Genomic DNA, 19,495 nt, shown 5'->3' on the forward strand with positions numbered 1-19,495 from the left:
ACCGGCGCCGCCCGTGCCCCCCAGAGCCTCGACGAGGAGCACGCACCCCGCGATGACCGCCAAGCCCGAGCACTCCGCAGCCGCCCCCGTCCCTGCCCGCCCCGCCGCGTCCGGCGCCGAAGCCACCGGCCCGCGCGCCGTCCCGTCGCCGCCCCTCGCCGTCGCCGTGGTCGGCCTCGCCTGCCGCCTGCCCGGGGCCTCCGGGCCGCAAGCGTTCTGGACGCTGCTGCGCGAAGGCCGGGACGCCGTCGGGGAGCCGCCCGCCGACCGGTGGCCGCAGGGCACCCCGGGCGTGCCGCGGGCCGGTGCGTTCCTGGACCGGATCGACACCTTCGACGCCGCGTTCTTCGGGATCTCGCCGCGCGAGGCCGCCGCCATGGACCCGCAGCAGCGGCTGGCGCTCGAACTCGGCTGGGAGGCGCTGGAGGACGCCGGCACCGTGCCCGGACGGCTGCGCGACAGCCGTACCGGTGTCTTCGTCGGCGCCTTCCTGGACGACTACGCCGCGCTGGTGCACCGGCGCGGCCCGGACGCGGTGGACCGCCACACGTTGACCGGCCTGAACCGGGGCATGATCGCCAACCGACTCTCCTACCTGCTGGGCCTGCGCGGGCCCAGCCTGACCGTGGACACCGCCCAGTCCTCCTCGCTGGTCGCGGTGCACCTGGCCTGCGAGAGCCTGCGCAGCGGCGAGTCGGACCTCGCGGTCGCCCTCGGCGTCAACCTGATCGCCGGGCCCGACAGCACGCTCGGGGCCGCCCGCTTCGGCGGCCTCTCCCCGCACGGCCGCAGCCGGCCGCTCGACGCCGCGGCCGACGGCTACGCGCGCGGCGAGGGCGGGGTCGCGGTCCTCCTGAAGCCGCTGGCGGCGGCGCTCGCCGACGGCGACCCGGTGTACGGCGTCGTCCTCGCCAGCGCCACCGGCAACGACGGCGCCACCGACGGGCTCACCGTTCCGGGCGCCGACGGCCAGGCCCTGGTGCTGGAGGCCGCCTACCGGCAGGCCGGGGTGGACCCGGCGCGCGTCCAGTACGTCGAACTCCACGGCACCGGAACCGCCGTCGGCGACCCGGTCGAGGCGGCCGCCCTCGGCCGGGTGCTCGGTGCGGGGCGCGATCCCGGAGCGCCCCTGCTCGTGGGCTCCGCGAAGAGCAACGTCGGTCACCTGGAGGGTGCCGCCGGGCTGGTCGGCCTGCTGAAGACCGTCCTCTCCCTGCACCACCGCGAGCTGCCGCCCACCCTCCACCACGAGAACGCCAATCCGGCCGTCGACCTGGCGGGGCTGCGGCTGCGCGTCGCGACCGACCTCCTCCCCTGGCCGGACCCGCCGGCCGACGCCGGCCCGCTGGCCGGTGTGAGCTCCTTCGGCATGGGCGGTACCGACGTCCACGTGGTGCTGACCGCCGCCCCGCCGGCGCCCGTCGCGGCCTGGGCCGCGCCCGCCGAGCTGCCCGTGCCCGTGCTGCTCTCCGGCCGTGGCCCGCAGGCCCTGCGCGGGCAGGCCGCCGCGCTCCGCGCCCACCTGGACGCCCACCCCGAGCTCGGCGCCGCCGAGCTCGCCGCCCCGCTCGCCACCGCCCGCACCGCCTTCGAGGACCGGGCCGCCGTCGTCGCCGGGGACCGCTCCGCGCTGCTCGCCGCCCTGGACGCCCTCGCCGGGGGCGAGGACGCGCCCGGCCTGTCCGTCGGCAGCGCCGGAACGGCCGGCGGCACCGCCTTCCTCTTCCCCGGCCAGGGCAGCCAGCGCCCCGGCGCCGGGCTCGAACTGCACCGCCGCTTCCCGGCGTTCGCCGAGGCGCTGGACGAGACCGTGGCCGCCCTGGACCCGCACCTCGACCGCCCGCTCGGCCCGCTGCTCTTCGCCGAACCCGGCACCCCCGAGGCCGGTTTGCTGGACGACACCGCCTACACCCAGCCGGCCCTGTTCGCCCTCGGCACCGCCCTGCACGCGCTGCTGCGTTCCTGGGGGGTGGTGCCGGACGCCGTCGCCGGGCACTCGATCGGGGAGATCGCCGCCGCGCACGCCGCCGGGGTGCTGACCCTCGCCGACGCGGCCGCGCTGATCACCGCCCGCGGCCGGCTGATGTCCGCGCTGCCCCGGGGCGGCGCGATGGTCGCGGTCGAGGCGGCCGAGGAGGAGGTGCTGCCCCTCCTGACCGGACGGGAGGAGGAGGTGGGCATCGCCGCCGTCAACGGCCCGCTCGCCGTCGTGCTCTCCGGCACCGAGCAGGCGGTGTCCCAGGTGGCGGAGCGACTCGCCGCGCTCGGCCGCCGGACCCGCCGGCTGCGGGTGAGCCACGCCTTCCACTCGCCGCTGATGGCGCCAGCCCTGGCCGATTTCCGCGACGTGGCCGCCGGGCTGACCCTTGCGCCGCCCGTGCTGCCGCTGGTCTCCACCCTCACCGGCCTGCCGGTCGGGCCGGACACCCTGGCCGACCCCGAGCACTGGGTCCGCCACGCGCGGCAGGCCGTACGCTTCGCCGACGGGGTCCGCAGCCTGCACGGCCTCGGCGTGCGCACCCACCTCGAACTCGGGCCGGACGCCGTCCTCAGCGCCCTGGCCCGGAACACCGCCGTGGCCAACGGGCTCGGTGCGCAGGTGCGCGGGGCGGCCCTGCTGCGCTCCGGGCGGCCGGAGGCGGCGACCGCGCTCGGTGCGCTCGGACTGCTGCACGTGCGGGGCGGCCAGGTCGACTGGCAGGCGTACTTCGGCCCGGGGGCGGCCCCCGCTGCGGCCCGGCTGACCGCGCTGCCCACCTACGCCTTCCAACGGGAGCGGCACTGGCTGGCCGCCGGGCCCGAACTCCCCGCCGAGGAGGCGGTGCAGGCCGTCGCCGAACCCGCGCCCACGGCTGCCCCGGAGCCGCGCCGGCGGCCCGGGCGCGACCTGCTCGAACTGGTCCGCGCCCAGGCGGCCGTCGTGCTCGGGCACGTCACCCCGCACACCCTCGGCGGAGGCAGGACCTTCAAGGACCTCGGCCTGGACTCGCTCGGCGCCGTCGAACTCCGCGACCGCCTGGCGGCGGCCACCGGGCTCGACCTCGCCGCGTCCGTCGTCTACGACCACCCGACGCCGGAGGCACTGGCCGAGCACCTGCGCGGGGACGACCGCGCCGAGGTGGTGGTTCGGCGTGCGGTGGCGGTGGACGAGCCGATCGCGATCGTGGGGATGGCGTGCCGTTATCCGGGTGGGGTGGGTTCGCCGGAGGATCTGTGGCGGTTGGTGGCGCAGGGGCGGGACGCGATCTCCGGGTTCCCGACCGACCGCGGCTGGGACCTCGACGGCCTCTACGACCCGGACCCCGACCGGCCGGGCACCGCGTACACCCGGCACGGCGGCTTCCTTGACGGCGCCGGCGGCTTCGACGCGGAGTTCTTCGGGATCTCGCCGCGGGAGGCGGCGGCGATGGATCCGCAGCAGCGGCTGCTGCTGGAGTCGTCCTGGGAGGCGCTGGAGCGGGCCGGGATCGACCCGGCCACCCTGCGCGGGACCCCGGCCGGCGTCTACGTCGGCGCGACCGCGATGGAGTACGGCCCGCGCCTGTACGAAGGCGCGGACGGCGGGGACGGCTATGTGCTGACCGGCAGCACCACCAGCGTGATCTCCGGGCGGGTGGCGTACGCGCTCGGCCTGGAGGGGCCGGCGGTGACGGTCGACACGGCCTGCTCGTCCTCGCTCGTCGCCCTGCACCAGGCCGCCCAGGCCCTGCGCTCGGGGGACTGCTCGCTCGCGCTCGCGGGTGGTGTCACCGTGATGGCCACCCCCGGCATGTTCGTGGAGTTCAGTCGGCAGCGGGGGTTGTCGGCGGACGGTCGGTGCAAGTCGTTCGCGGCGGGTGCGGACGGGACGGGGTGGAGTGAGGGGGTGGGTGTTCTCGTTCTTGAGCGGCTTTCGGATGCTCGGGCGAGGGGTCATCGGGTGTTGGCGGTGGTGCGTGGGTCGGCGGTGAATCAGGACGGTGCGAGCAACGGTCTGACGGCGCCGAACGGCCCTTCGCAGGAGCGGGTGATCCGGTCGGCGTTGGCGGCGGCGGGTCTGTCGGCGGGTGATGTGGACGCGGTGGAGGCGCATGGGACGGGGACGCGGTTGGGTGACCCGATCGAGGCGCAGGCGCTGCTGGCCACCTACGGGCGGGGTCGTGCGGAGGACCGGCCGTTGTGGCTGGGGTCGTTGAAGTCGAACATCGGGCATGCGCAGGCGGCGGCGGGTGTCGGTGGTGTGATCAAGATGGTGCGGGCGATGTCGGAGGGGGTGTTGCCGGCGACCTTGCACGCGGAGGAGCCTTCGCCGTTGATCGACTGGTCGTCGGGTGGGGTGGAGTTGCTGTCGCGGGCGCGGGAGTGGCCGGAGGTGGGGCGTCCGCGGCGGGCGGCGGTGTCGTCGTTCGGGATCAGCGGGACGAACGCGCACGTGATCCTGGAGCAGCCGCCGGTCGAGTGGGTGGAGTCCGTCCCTGGGCCGGAGTCGGTGGTGGCTCCGGTGGTGGTGTGGCCGGTGTCGGCGCGTACGGAGGGTGCGTTGCGGGAGCAGGCGGGGCGTCTGCTGGCGTTCGTGGCGGATCGGCCGGAGCTGGAGGCTTCGGGTGTGGGGCGGGCGTTGGTGTCGTCGCGGTCGGCGTTCGAGCGTCGGGCGGTGGTGCTGGGGTCGGACCGGGGCGAGTTGGTGGCCGGGTTGGCGGCGTTGGCGTCGGGGGCTGAGTCCGCCGCGGTGGTCGCGGGCGGGGTGCTGGGTGGCCGGACGGCGTTCGTGTTCACCGGTCAGGGCAGTCAGCGGGTCGGTATGGGGCGTGAGTTGTACGAGGCGTTCCCGGTGTACGCGGCGGCCTTCGACGAGGTGTGCGCGGCGTTCGATCCCCATCTGGAGCGGTCGTTGCGGGAGGTGGTGTTCGAGGAGACCGGTCTGCTGGACCGGACGGCCTACACCCAGCCCGCCCTGTTCGCCGTCGAGACCGCACTCGTCCGACTGCTGGAGTCGCACGGCATCACCCCGGATCTCGTGGCGGGGCATTCGATCGGCGGGGTGGTGGCGGCGTACGTGGCGGGGGTCTTCTCGCTGGCGGACGCGGCGGCGCTGGTGGCCGGTCGCGGCCGGTTGATGGAGTCGGCGCGTGCCGGTGGGGCGATGGTGGCGATCGAGGCCGCCGAGGAGGAGGTGCTGGCCGAACTGGCCGGCCGCGAGGGTGAGGTGTCGCTCGCCGCGGTGAACGGGCCGCGCTCGGTGGTGCTCTCGGGTGACGAGGAGGCCGTCCTTCAGATTGCCGACACCTGGCGCGAACGCGGTCGTCGGGTACGGAAGTTGACGGTCAGTCATGCCTTCCACTCGCCGCACATGGAGTCGGTGCTGGCGGAGTTCCGGGCCACCGCAGAAACGGTCGGGTTCGGGGAGCCGCTGCTCCCCGTCGTCTCGGACGTGACCGGAGCCATCGCCACGGCCGCCGAACTGGCCGACCCCGGCTACTGGGCCGGGCACATCCGCTCCGCCGTGCGCTTCCACGACGCCGTCCGCACCCTGCACGCCCAGGGCGCCACCACCGTCGTCGAGGTCGGCCCCGACGCCGTCCTCAGCGCCTTCGTCCGGGACACGCTGGACGACGACACCGGCACGGCGGCCGTCCCGCTCCTGCGCCGCAACCGGCCCGAGGCGCACGGACTGGCCGCCGCACTCGCCCGGCTGCACACCGCCGGCGCCCCGGCCGGCGTGCTGCTCCCGCTGCTTCCCGGGCCGACGCCGGCCCTCGACCTCCCCACCTACGCCTTCCAGCACACCCACTACTGGTCGGTGCCCCGGCCGGCCACCGACGCCGCCGCCCTCGGCCTGTCCGAGGCGGACCACCCGCTGCTCGCGGCGGCCGTCGGACTCGCCGACGACGGGGGACTGCTGCTCACCGGCCGGATCTCGCTCGCAGACCGGCCCTGGCTCGCCGACCACGACATCCTCGGCACACCGCTGCTGCCGGGCACGGCGTTCCTCGAACTCGCCCTCGCCGCCGCCGGGCGCCTCGGGACGGACGGGGTGGACGAGTTGACCCTGCACGCCCCGCTGCCGCTGCCCGCCGGCGGCCCGGTCCAACTCCAGATCGCGGTCGGCCCGCCGGACGAGCGGGGCCGCCGGACGGTGGCGATCCACGGCCGCCCGCACCGGCCGGACCACGGAGCCCCGGAGGACACCGAGGGCTGGACCCGGCACGCCGACGGTCTGCTCGCGGCTCCCCAGGCCGGCCCGCCGGCGCAGGCGGTGACCACCTGGCCCCCGGCCGAGGCCGAACCGCTGGACGTCGACGCGCTGTACGCCAGGCTGCTCGGCCACGGCTACGCGTACGGGCCGGCCTTCCAAGGCGTCCGCGCGGCCTGGCGGCGCGGCCCGGAGCTGTTCGCCGAACTCGCGCTCGACGACGAACAGGCCCGGGACGCCGCCGGCTACGGCGTCCACCCCGCCCTGCTGGACGCCGCCCTGCACCCGCTCGTCGACGCCGAGGCGGCCGGGCAGGACATCGGCACGGCCGGCCTGCCGCTGCCGTTCTCGTTCGGGGCGGTCCGGCTGCACGCCCAGGGACCGGACGTGCTGCGCGTCCACTGGGCGCCCGCCGCCGAGGGCGGCTCCACGCTGAACGCCGCGGACGCCGAAGGCCGGCCGGTGCTGTCGGTCGGGTCACTGTCCCTGCGCAGCGCCCCACTTGCGGCCACCGCCACCACCGACGGCCGGGGCGCCCTGCACCGCGTCGACTGGCAGCCGCTGCCCGGCGGCGCCCCCGTGCGTGACACCGACGCCGCGGGCCGGGTGCTGGTTCTGGGCCGGGCGCCGGACGGTCTGACGGACCTGCCGGCCGTACCCGACCTGGAGACGCTGCTGTCCGCCCTGGCAGCGGGCGAGCCCGCACCCGACGCCGTCCTCGCCTTCCTGCCCGCCGCCGGTCAGGACGCGCCCGACGCGCAGACCGCCGGCCCGGACAGCGCCGGCCCGGACAGCGCCCGCCCGGGCGGTGCCGGCCCCGATGTCCCCGGGGCCGCCCGCGGCCTGGCCCGCGAGGCCCTGCTCCTCGCCCAGCGCTGGCTGGCCGAGGACCGGTTGGCCGGCAGCAGGCTGGCCTTCGTGACCCGTGGGGCCGTCGGTGCCCTGCCCGAGGACACCGTGCCCGCACCCGCCGCCGCCGGTGTGTGGGGCCTGGTCCGCAGCGCGCAGACCGAGAACCCGGACCGACTGCAACTCGCCGACCTCGACGACGAGCCGTCCTCGGCGGCGGCCCTGCCGGCGGCCCTGGCCACCGGGCTGCCCCAACTCGCCCTGCGCCGGGGAGCCGCACTCCTGCCCGTCCTGGTGCCCGCCGCCCCCGCTCCCAGGGACCCGGCGCCCGATGCCGGTCCGCCCGACCTCGGCACCGGCACCGTCCTGATCACCGGTGGCACCGGCGGACTCGGCGTCCTGCTCGCCCGCCACCTGGTCAACCGGCACGGGGTGCGGCACCTGCTGCTGGCGGGCCGCCGCGGCGGTGCGGCCGAGGGCGCCGAAGCGCTCGCCGACGAACTCTCCCGGCAGGGCGCCGAGGTCCGGTTCGCCGCCGCGGACACCGGCGACCGCGAGGCCCTGGCCGCCGTCCTCGCGGCCGTGCCGGCGGACCGGCCGCTCACCGCCGTCCTGCACCTGGCCGGCGTGCTGGACGACGGCACGCTCGCCACCCTCGACGGCGGGCGGCTCGACCGCGTGCTCCGCCCGAAGGCCGACGGCGCCTGGCACCTGCACGAGCTGACCGCCGGGGCGGACCTGAAGGCCTTCGTCCTCTTCTCCTCCGTCTCCGGCATCACCGGCACCGCCGGGCAGGGAGGCTACGCGGCCGCCAACACGCTGCTCGACGCCCTCGCCCAGCACCGCGCGGCCCGCGGCCTGCCCGCCACGTCGCTCGCCTGGTCGCTCTGGGCGCAGGAGGAGGGTATGGCAGGCGCGCTGGACGCGGCGGGCATCCGCCGCTGGGAGCGGAGCGGCCTGCCGCCGCTGGACGTCACGCGCGGCCTGGAGCTCTTCGACGCCGCCCTCGCCGACCCCGCCCCGCTGCTGGTGCCGGCCCGGATCGACCGTGCGGCGCTGCGGGCCCGGGCCGCCGAGGGTCCGCTGCCCGCGCCGCTGCGCGGCCTCGTCCCCGGTCAGGTCCGCCGCAGCGCCGCCCGGGGCGCGGGTGCGGCGGCCGGCGGGTGGGCCGAACGCACCGCCTCGCTGCCCGAGGCGGAACGGGCAAGGGTGGCAGGCGACTTGGTGCTCTCCGTGGTCGGTGCCGTCCTCGGGCACGACGGCTCCGGCGTGGTCGAGGCCGGCCGGCCCTTCAAGGACCTCGGGGTCGACTCGCTGACCGCGGTCGAACTGCGCAACCGCCTGAACGCCGTGACCGGCCTGCGCCTGCCCAGCACCGTGGTCTTCGACCAGCCTTCGCCGGCGGCGCTCACCGCCAGGCTGCTCGACGAACTCGACAGTGCCCGAACCTCCGTGCAGCCGCGGGCTGTTCGGCGTGCGGTGGCGGTGGACGAGCCGATCGCGATCGTGGGGATGGCCTGCCGTTATCCGGGTGGGGTGGGTTCGCCCGAGGATCTGTGGCGGTTGGTGGCGCAGGGGCGGGACGCGATCTCCGGGTTCCCGACCGACCGCGGCTGGGACCTCGACAACCTGTACCACCCCGACCCCGACCACCAGGGCACGTCCTACTCCCGTGAGGGCGGATTCCTGCACCGTGCGGCCGACTTCGACGCGGAGTTCTTCGGGATCTCGCCGCGGGAGGCGGCGGCGATGGATCCGCAGCAGCGGCTGCTGCTGGAGTCGTCCTGGGAGGCGCTGGAGCGGGCCGGGATCGACCCGGCCACCCTGCGCGGGACCCCGGCCGGCGTCTTCGCCGGCGTGATGTACAACGACTACGGCTCCAGGCTCCAGCGCGCCCCCGAGGGGTACGAGGGATACCTGCTGACCGGCAACACCTCCAGCGTGATCTCCGGCCGGATCGCCTACACCTTCGGCCTGGAAGGGCCGGCGGTGACGGTCGACACGGCCTGCTCCTCCTCGCTCGTCGCCCTGCATCTCGCCAGCCAGGCGCTGCGCTCCGGCGAGTGCTCGCTCGCCCTGGCCGGTGGTGTCACCGTCATGGCGCGGCCGGACACCTTCGTGGAGTTCAGTCGGCAGCGGGGGTTGTCGGCGGACGGTCGGTGCAAGTCGTTCGCGGCGGGTGCGGACGGGACGGGGTGGAGTGAGGGGGTGGGTGTTCTCGTTCTTGAGCGGCTTTCGGATGCTCGGGCGAGGGGTCATCGGGTGTTGGCGGTGGTGCGTGGGTCGGCGGTGAATCAGGACGGTGCGAGCAACGGTCTGACGGCGCCGAACGGCCCTTCGCAGGAGCGGGTGATCCGGTCGGCGTTGGCGGCGGCGGGTCTGTCGGCGGGTGATGTGGACGCGGTGGAGGCGCATGGGACGGGGACGCGGTTGGGTGACCCGATCGAGGCGCAGGCGCTGCTGGCCACCTACGGGCGGGGTCGTGCGGAGGATCGGCCGTTGTGGCTGGGGTCGTTGAAGTCGAACATCGGGCATGCGCAGGCGGCGGCGGGTGTCGGTGGTGTGATCAAGATGGTGCGGGCGATGTCGGAGGGGGTGTTGCCGGCGACCTTGCACGCGGAGGAGCCTTCGCCGTTGATCGACTGGTCGTCGGGTGGGGTGGAGTTGCTGTCGCGGTCGCGGGAGTGGCCGGAGGTGGGGCGTCCGCGGCGGGCGGCGGTGTCGTCGTTCGGGATCAGCGGGACGAACGCGCACGTGATCCTGGAGCAGCCGCCCGTCGAGCCCGAACCGGAGATCACCCCGGCCGCCCCGGTCACCGTGTGGCCGGTGTCGGCCCGCACGGAGAGCGCGCTGCGCGCGCAGGCCGGACGGCTGCACGAGCACCTCGCCGGGCAGCCCGGTGTCGACGCCGGCCGGGTCGGCCACGCCCTCGCCGCCACCCGCGGCGCGCTGGAGCACCGCGCCGTCCTGGTGGGCCCGTCCCGGTCCGACCTGCTCGACGGGCTGCGTGCGCTGGCCGCCGGCGAGGAGAGCCCCATTGTGCTGCGCGGCCGGACCGCCCCCGGGCGCACCGCCTTCCTCTTCACCGGTCAGGGCAGTCAGCGGGTCGGTATGGGGCGTGAGTTGTACGAGGCGTTCCCGGTGTACGCGGCGGCCTTCGACGAGGTGTGCGCGGCGTTCGATCCCCATCTGGAGCGCTCGCTGCGGGAGGTGGTGTTCGAGGAGACCGGTCTGCTGGACCGGACGGCCTACACCCAGCCCGCCCTGTTCGCCGTCGAGGTCGCGCTGCACCGGCTGGTGACGTCCGCCGGGGTGCTGCCCGACCTGGTGGCGGGGCATTCGATCGGCGGGGTGGTGGCGGCGTACGTGGCGGGGGTCTTCTCGCTGGCGGACGCGGCGGCGCTGGTGGCCGGTCGCGGCCGGTTGATGGAGTCGGCGCGTGCCGGTGGGGCGATGGTGGCGATCGAGGCCGCCGAGGAGGAGGTGCTGGCCGAACTGGCCGGCCGCGAGGGTGAGGTGTCGCTCGCCGCGGTGAACGGGCCGCGCTCGGTGGTGCTCTCGGGTGACGAGGAGGCCGTCCTTCAGATTGCCGACACCTGGCGCGAACGCGGTCGCCGGGTAAGGAAGCTGACGGTCAGTCATGCCTTCCACTCGCCGCACATGGAGTCGGTGCTGGCGGAGTTCCGGGCCACCGCCGAGAAGATCGGGTACCAGGAGCCGCTGCTCCCCGTCGTCTCGGACGTGACCGGAGCCCTCGCCACGGCCGCCGAACTGGCCGACCCCGGCTACTGGGCCGGGCACATCCGCTCCGCCGTGCGCTTCCACGACGCCGTCCGCACCCTGCACGCCCAGGGCGCCACCCGGTTCCTGGAACTCGGCCCCGACGCCGTACTCACCGCCTTCGTGCAGGCCGCCCTCGGCGACGAAGGACCGGTCGGCACGGCGGCCGCCCTGCGCCGCGACCGCTCCGAGCCGCAGACCCTGGCCACCGCGCTGGCCCGGCACGCCGCCGACGGCGCGGACGTCGACTGGGCGGCCCTGACCGGTGTGTCCGGCCGGATCGCCGACGCCCCCGACCTGCCCACCTACCCCTTCGAGCACCGTCGCTTCTGGCTCGACCCCGACGCCACGCCCGCCGACCCGCACGGCGTGGGCCTCGACGCCGCCGGGCATCCGCTGCTCGGCGCCGAACTCCACCTGCCCGACAGCGGAGGCCTGCTGCTCACCGGCCGGCTCTCGCTCGCCGCCCTGCCCTGGCTCGCCGACCACGCCGTCAGCGGCGGTGTGCTGCTGCCCGGCGCCGCCCTGGTCGAACTGGCCCTGCGGGCGGGCGAGCGGGCCGACGCCCCCTACCTGGAGGAGCTGACCCTGGAGGCGCCGCTCGGCCTGCCGGCCGAAGGCGCCGTCCACATCCAGCTCTCCGTGGCCGCCGCCGACGACGGCCGCCGGGCGCTCGCGGTGCACTCCCGCCCCGCCGGGGAGGACGAGGCACCCTGGACCCGGCACGCCTCCGGGGTGCTCGCCACCACCGGCCCGGCCGACGACGAGGGCCTGCCGTCCTGGCCGCCCGCCCAAACGGCCGCCCTGCCGCTCGACGACGTCTACCACCGGCTCGCCGACGAGGGGTACCACTACGGCCCGGCCTTCCAGGGTCTGCGGGCCGGCTGGCAGGCCGAGGACGGCACCCTCTACGCCGAGGTCGCGCTGCCCGAGGCACAGGCCGGTACGGCCCCCGCCTACGGCCTGCACCCGGCGCTGCTGGACGCCGCCCTCCACCTGGTCGCCCGGTACGGCCGCGCGGCCGTACCCGACGGCGCCCCCGCACTGGTGCTGCCCTTCGCATGGAGCGGCGTCGCCGTGCAGGCGGTCGGCGCGGCCGCCGCCAGGGTCCGGCTGCGTCCCGTCGACGGCGGGTACGCGCTGACCCTCGCCGACGCCGAGGGCGCCCCGCTCGCCTCGGTGCGCAGGCTGGACCTGCGCCCGGTCGAGCCGGAGGCCCTGACCCGGGCCCTTCGGAGCACTGCCCACCGCCCGCCGGACCGCTCGCTGTACACCCTGGCCTGGCAGCCGGAGCCCACGGGGCCGCTCGTCCCCGAACCGTCCGCGGCACCGGGCGGCGAGGCCGCCGTGCTGGCCGTGGCCGGGGAGCAGCCGGACTTCGCGCTGCTGCCGCGGACGGTCGCCGTCACCGGCCTGGCCGCCCTGCGCGACAGCGCCGAAGCGGGCGCCCTGCCGCCGGCCGTCCTGCTGCCCTACGCGACGCCGGCCGACGTCGCCGACCCGGCCGCGGCCGCCCGGGAGGCCGTGCGGCAGCTGCTGCCGGTGCTCCAGGAGTGGCTGGCCGAGGAGCGCTTCACCGGCTCCCGGCTGGTGCTGCTCACCCGGGGCGCGGTAGGCACCGCCGACGCCGGGCACCGGCCGGACCTCGCCGCCGCCGCGGTGCGCGGCCTGTTCCGCTCGGCGGCCACCGAACACCCCGGCCGGGTCGCCCTGCTGGACGCCGAGCCCGGGGTGCCGGTACCGCCCGCGGCCTGGCACCCCGACCGCGAGCCGGAGGTGACGGTACGTGGAACCGAACTGCTGGTGCCGAGGCTGGTCCGCGCCGAGACATCGGCCGGCGACGCCCGCCAGGACGCCCCGGCGTTCGGCGCGGGCACCGTCGTGCTCACCGGAGCCTCGGGCGCACTCGGTGGCCTGGTCGCCCGGCACCTGGTGCACCGCCACGGCGTCCGCGGCCTGCTGCTGCTGAGCCGCCGGGGCACCGTCGAACCCGGCCTGGCCGAGGAGTTGACGGCAGCCGGGGCGGTCGTGGTGGCCGCCGCCTGCGACGTCGCCGACCCGGATGCCGTGCGCGCCGCCCTGACCCGGGCCCCCGAGGGCCTGCCGGTCACGGCCGTGCTGCACGCCGCGGGAGTGGTCGACGACGGCGTGGCCGAAGGGCTGACCGCCGACCGGATCGCCGGTGTGCTGCGGCCCAAGGCCGACGGCGCCTGGGCGCTGCACGAGGCCACCAAGGAGCTGCCGCTCGCCGCCTTCGTGCTGTTCTCCTCGGTCGCCGGCCTGCTCGGCACCGCCGGCCAGGGCCCCTACGCCGCCGCCAACTCCTTCCTGGACGCGCTCGCCGTGCACCGGCGACGGCTCGGCCTGCCCGCGCTCTCGCTGGCCTGGGGCCTGTGGGACGGCGACGGGATGGGCAGCCGGCTGGCCGCCGCCGACCTGGCTCGCCTCGCCAGGACGGGGATCGCCCCGCTGCCGCCGGCCGAGGCGCTCGCCCTGCTGGACGCCTCGCTCACCGCACCCGAGCCGCTGCTCGCACCCGTCCGGCTCGACCTGACCGGCGGCGCTGTCGCCACGCTGCCGGCGCTGCTGCGGGCACTGGTCCGTCCCGCCGCGCGGCGGGCCGCGGCCGCCCGTGCGGCCGCCCCGGCCGGCGCCGCCACCCTGGCGGCGCGGCTGGCGGCCCTGCCCGTGGCCGAGCGCGGCCTGCTCCTGCGCGAGCTGGTGCGCGGCGCCACGGCCGCCGTGCTCGGCCACAGCGGGCCGCACGCGGTCGAGGAGGACCGCTCGTTCACCGAGCAGGGCTTCGACTCGCTGGCCGCGGTCGAGCTGCGCAACCGCGTCAACGCCGCGACCGGCCTGAGGCTGTCCAGCACCCTCGTCTTCGACCACCCGAGCCCGGCGGCGCTGGCCGAGCACCTGCGGGCCGAACTGCTGCCCGAGGAAGGGCCCGACGGCGGGCAGCAGCGGGCGGAGGAACCGTCGGGGCCGGCCGCAGGCCCGGGAGCGCCCGACGACGACCCGATCGCGATCGTCGGCATCGGCTGCCGCTACCCCGGTGGGGTGCGCTCGCCGGAGGACCTCTGGCGGCTGGTCGAGGGTGGGGTCGACGCCGTCGGCCCCTTCCCCGAGGACCGCGGCTGGAGCCTGGAGCGGCTGTACCACCCCGACCCCGAGCGGCCCGGCACCTCGGCCGCCCGGGAGGGCGGATTCCTGTACGACGCCGCCGACTTCGACCCCGCCTTCTTCGGCATGAGCCCGCGCGAGGCACTGGCCACCGACCCGCAGCAGCGGTTGCTGCTGGAGACCGCCTGGGAGGCCGTGGAGCGGGCCGGGATCGACCCGGCCGCCCTGCGCGGCAGCCGGACCGGTGTGTTCGCCGGCGTCATGTACGACGACTACGGCTCCCGGCTCAGCCAGGCCCCGGTGGCCCCGGACGGCTACGAGGGCTATCTGGTGAGTGGGAGCGCCGGGAGCGTCGCGTCCGGCCGGGTGTCGTACGCGCTCGGCCTGGAGGGGCCGGCGGTGACGGTCGACACGGCCTGCTCGTCCTCGCTGGTGGCCCTGCACCTCGCCAGCCAGGCGCTGCGCTCCGGCGAGTGCACGCTCGCCCTCGCGGGTGGTGTCACCGTGATGGCGACGCCGGCCACCTTCGTGGAGTTCAGCCGGCAGCGCGGCCTTGCCCCCGACGGCCGCTGCAAGCCCTTCGCGGCGGCCGCCGACGGAACCGGCTGGGCGGAGGGCGCGGGCCTGCTCGTCCTGGAGCGGCTCTCCGACGCCCGGCGCAACGGGCACCCCGTGCTCGCGCTCGTCCGGGGGTCCGCCGTGAACCAGGACGGCGCCAGCAACGGCCTCACCGCCCCCAACGGCCCTGCCCAGCAACGGGTGATCCGGGCGGCGCTGGCGTCGGCCGGCCTGTCCGCCGGGGACGTCGACGCCGTGGAGGCGCACGGGACGGGGACGCGGTTGGGCGACCCGATCGAGGCGCAGGCGCTGCTGGCCACCTACGGCCGCGAACGGCCCGGGGACCAGCCGCTGTGGCTGGGGTCGATCAAGTCCAACATCGGTCACACCCAGGCGGCCGCGGGTGCGGCCGGCGTGATCAAGATGATCGAGGCGATCCGGCACGGGCTCCTGCCCGCGACCCTGCACGTGGACGCACCCAGCCCGCACGTCGACTGGTCGTCGGGTGGGGTGGAGTTGCTGTCGCGGTCGCGGGAGTGGCCGGAGGTGGGGCGTCCGCGGCGGGCGGCGGTGTCGTCGTTCGGGATCAGCGGGACGAACGCGCACGTGATCCTGGAGCAGCCGCCGGTCGAGTGGGTGGAGTCCGTCCCTGGGCCGGAGTCGGTGGTGGCTCCGGTGGTGGTGTGGCCGGTGTCGGCGCGTACGGAGGGTGCGTTGCGGGAGCAGGCGGGGCGTCTGCTGGCGTTCGTGGCGGATCGGCCGGAGCTGGAGGCTTCGGGTGTGGGGCGGGCGTTGGTGTCGTCGCGGTCGGCGTTCGAGCGTCGGGCGGTGGTGCTGGGGTCGGACCGGGGCGAGTTGGTGGCCGGGTTGGCGGCGTTGGCGTCGGGGGCTGAGTCCGCCGCGGTGGTCGCGGGCGGGGTGCTGGGTGGCCGGACGGCGTTCGTGTTCACCGGTCAGGGCAGTCAGCGGGTCGGTATGGGGCGTGAGTTGTACGAGGCGTTCCCGGTGTACGCGGCGGCCTTCGACGAGGTGTGCGCGGCGTTCGATCCCCATCTGGAGCGGTCGTTGCGGGAGGTGGTGTTCGAGGAGACCGGTCTGCTGGACCGGACGGCCTACACCCAGCCCGCCCTGTTCGCCGTCGAGACCGCACTCGTCCGACTGCTCGCGGAGTTCGGGGTGCGGCCCGACGCCGTCCTCGGCCACTCGATCGGCGCCGTCGCCGCGGCCCACGCCGCCGGGGTGCTCACCCTGGCCGACGCGGTCGCCCTGGTCGCGGCCCGCAGCCGGCTGATGGACGCGCTGCCGGCCGAAGGGGCCATGTTCTCCTTCCGCGCCGGTGAGGCCCAGGTCGCCGCCGCGCTCGACGGCTACCAGGCCCAGGTCTCGGTGGCCGCCGTCAACGGCCCGCTCGCCACCGTCCTGTCGGGCGACGAGGACGCCGTGCTGGCCGTCGCCGCCCGGCTCTCCGCCCAGGGGGTGAAGGCCAAGCGGCTGAAGGTCAGTCACGCCTTCCACTCCCCGCTGATGGACCCGATGCTGGACGACTTCCGGACGGCCCTCGCCGGGCTCTCCTTCGCCCCGCCGGCCGTCCCCTTCGTCTCCGACCTGACCGGCCGCAGCACGGACCCCGACGAGAGCGCCGCACCCGAGTACTGGGCCCGGCACGTACGCGGGGCCGTCCGGTTCGCCGACGGCGTCCGGGCCCTGCACGAGCTCGGCACCACGCGGTACCTGGAGATCGGCCCGGACACCGTCCTCACCACCCTCGTCCCGGACATCCTCGCCGCCGACCCGGCCGCCGACCCGCAGCAGCCTCCCGCCCTCGCGGCGGCCGCGCTGCGCCGCGGCCGGCCCGGACCGGCCACCCTGGTGGGCGCGCTGGCCGCCGTGCACACGGCGGGCGGACGGGTGGACTGGAATGCCCTGTTCGGTACGCCGAGGCCCGGCGCCGACCCGGCGGCCCAGCTGCCGACCTACCCCTTCCAGCGCACCCGGCACTGGCTCGACGCCCCCGCGCCGGCCGGTGACGTGACCGCCGCCGGTCTCACCGCCGCCGACCACCCCTTCCTGGGCGCGGCCGTGGAACTCGCCGAGGGCGCCGGCAGCCTCTTCACCGGGCGGCTCGCCCTGCGCGAGCACCCGTGGCTCACCGGGCACACCGTCGCCGGTGCGACCGTGCTGCCCGCCACCGCCCTGCTCGACCTGGCGCTGCACGTCGGGCGGAGCACGGGCGTGCCGGTCGTCGCCGCCCTGGACCTGCACGCGCCGCTGCTGGCGCACCCCGAGGAGGCCGTCCGGCTCCAGATCACGGTCGCCCCCGCCGGCGCCGACGGTGAGCGGGAGATCCGCGTCCACGCCCGCCCCGACACGGCGGCCGAGGCACCCTGGGTGCTGTACGCCTCCGGGGTCCTCGCCCCGGCCGACGGCACCGAACCGTCCGTCGCGGCGGGCGGCTGGCCCCCGCCCGGTGCGGAGCCGGTCGGCCCGGACGCGCTCTACCCGGCGCTCGCGGCCCACGGCCTCGGGTACGCGGGTGCCTTCCGCGCCGTCACCGCGGCCTGGCGCCATCCGGACGGCAGCCTGTCGGCCGAACTCGCCGCGCCCGACGAGGGCGGACGCGACGCCGACCGCCGTTTCGCCGTACCGCCCGCCCTGCTGGACGCCGCCCTGCACCCCTGGGCCCACGCCGGCCTCCCCGAGGACGGCCGGCCGACCCTGCTGCTGCCGTCCGCCTGGCGCGGCGTCAGGCTGCACCCCGGGACGGCCACCGGGCCGCTGCGGGCACGGGTGGTCCCCGAGGACGCGCACCGCGCGGCCGTCACGCTGTACGACGGGTCGGGCGCCCCGCTGCTGCACGCCGGGGCGCTGGAACTCGCCGAGGTCCCGGCCGAGCGCTTCGTCGCGGCGGGCGGCGGCGACCCGCTGCTGGTGCCGGGCACCGCCGAGCTGGCCCTGCCGGCCACGGCTGACCCGGTCGCCGTCGTCGGCGCGCCCCGGCTCGCCGAGGTGATCATCGCGACGGGGCGCCCGGTCCGGCCGTACCCGGCGCTGCGGGAGCTGGCCGCGGACGCGGGCCACCCGGTGCCGCCCACGGTGCTGCTGCCGCTCCCGGCCGGGCCGGTGGACGCCGCCGTGCCCGACCTGGTCGGGGCCGCCACCGCGTGGGCGCTGACGGCGCTCCAGGAGTGGCTGGCCGAGGAGCGGTTCGAGTCCGGCCGGCTGGCCGTACTGCTGCCGGGCACCGAGCCGGGCACGCCGCAGGCCCTCGCCGCCGCCGCGGTGGGCGGGCTGGTGCGCTCGGCGGCCACCGAGCACCCCGGCCGGGTGCTGCTGGTCGACACCGACCTGCCCGCCGACGACCTCGGGCGGGTGCCGGCCGTCCGGTGGCCCGACGACGAACCGCACGTGCTGCTCCGCGAGGGCCGGCTGTTCGTCCCCCGGCTGGGCCGCTCCGGCCCGGGGGCGTCCGCGCCCGCCCGGCCCGCCTCCGGCGCCTTCGGCGACGGCACGGTGATCGTCTCCGGCGCCTCCGGGGCCCTTGCCGCGACCGTCGTGCGCCACCTGGCCGCCGTCCACGGGGTGCGCTCCCTGCTGCTGCTCAGCCGCGGCGGCACGGTGGCCCCCGGCCTGGCCGAGGAACTGGCCGGGCAGGGCGTCCAGGTGCTGGCCGCCGCCTGCGACGTGGCCGACCCGGCCGCGGTCGCGCGCGTCCTCGGCCTGCTGCCGGCCGGTCCGCCGGTCACCGGGGTGCTGCACGCCGCGGGCGTGCTGGACGACGGGCTCGTCCAGGGGCTGACCGTGGAACGGGTGGACGCCGTGCTGCGGCCCAAGGTCGGCGGCGCCTGGGCGCTGCACCAGGCCACCAGGGAGCTGCCGCTCGCCGCCTTCGTGCTGTTCTCCTCGGTCGCCGGGGTGCTGGGCACCGCCGGGCAGGGGGCCTACGCGGCCGCCAACTCCTTCCTCGACGCGCTGGCCCTGCACCGGCACGCCGAGGGGCTTCCCGCGCTGTCCCTGCCCTGGGGACTCTGGGAGGGCGAGGGCATGGGCAGCGCGCTCGGCGCCGCCGACCGGGCCCGGATCGCCCGGGTGGGCATCGCCCCGCTGTCGCCCACCAGCGCGCTGGACCAGCTGGACGCCGCGCTGACCGCGGGTCAGCCGGTCGCGGTCGCCGTGCGGCTGGCCGCGCCCGGAGCCGGCGGGCCCGGCTCCGGGCCGGCCGCGGCGCTGCGGGCCCTGCTCCCCGCCACCGGCGCCGCCGCCGGCCGTCCGGCCGGCACCGGCGCCGCCGCCGGCCGTCCGGCCGGCACCGGCGCCCCCGCGGGCCGGGAACAGGCGGACCGGCTCAACGGGCTGGACCCGGCCGACCGCGGCCGCGCCGTGCTGGACCTGGTGCGCCGCTACGTCGGCGAGGTGCTGGGCCACGCCGACCTCGGGGCCGTGCCGGTCGACCGGGGCCTGCTGGACCTCGGCCTGGACTCGCTGACGGCGGTCGAACTGCGTGGCCGGCTGGGAGCCGCGCTGGGCCTGCGGCTGCCCAGCACCCTCCTGTTCGACCACCCGACCGCCGGCGCCCTGGCCCGCCACCTGGAGGGCCTGCTGGCCCCGCCGGCCGAGCGGGCGGGCGTCGTCGCGCCGGTGCTCGCCGGGATGGCGGAGCTGGAGTCGGCGCTCGCCGACCCGGCCGCGCTCGGTGCCGACGGCGGCGAGCTCGACCTACTGGCGGACCGTCTCCAGTCGGTCCTGGAGCGGATCCGGGCCGCCCGCGGCGAGCACGCCTCCGGGTTCGCCGACCGGCTGGACGGGGCCGACGACGACGAGCTGTTCGACCTGATCGACGGGGAGCTCGGCCTCCAGTGAGGCACCGCCCCACCGGCCCCGGGCCGGTGGGGCGGACGCACCCGAACCGGGTGGCAGCGCGGACGCACCCGAACCGGGGCGGCGCGGACACACCGAAGCCGGGGTGGCAGGTCGGAGGGGACCGACCTGCCACCCCGGCTTCGGCGTACGGGGGCG

The 19,495-nt window shown here is 77.1% G+C and carries 1 protein-coding gene; it reads left to right on the plus strand.

Annotation, left to right across the window (positions count from 1 at the left end; genetic code table 11):
• Positions 1–52 precede the first annotated feature (52 nt).
• On the plus strand, positions 53–19,339 hold the full coding sequence (locus J2S46_RS36775; RefSeq protein ID WP_307352476.1) for a type I polyketide synthase: 19,287 nt from the start codon (positions 53–55) through the stop codon (positions 19,337–19,339).
• Positions 19,340–19,495 lie beyond the last annotated feature (156 nt).

Source organism: Kitasatospora herbaricolor, from assembly GCF_030813695.1.
Classification (GTDB): Bacteria; Actinomycetota; Actinomycetes; order Streptomycetales; family Streptomycetaceae; genus Kitasatospora; species Kitasatospora herbaricolor.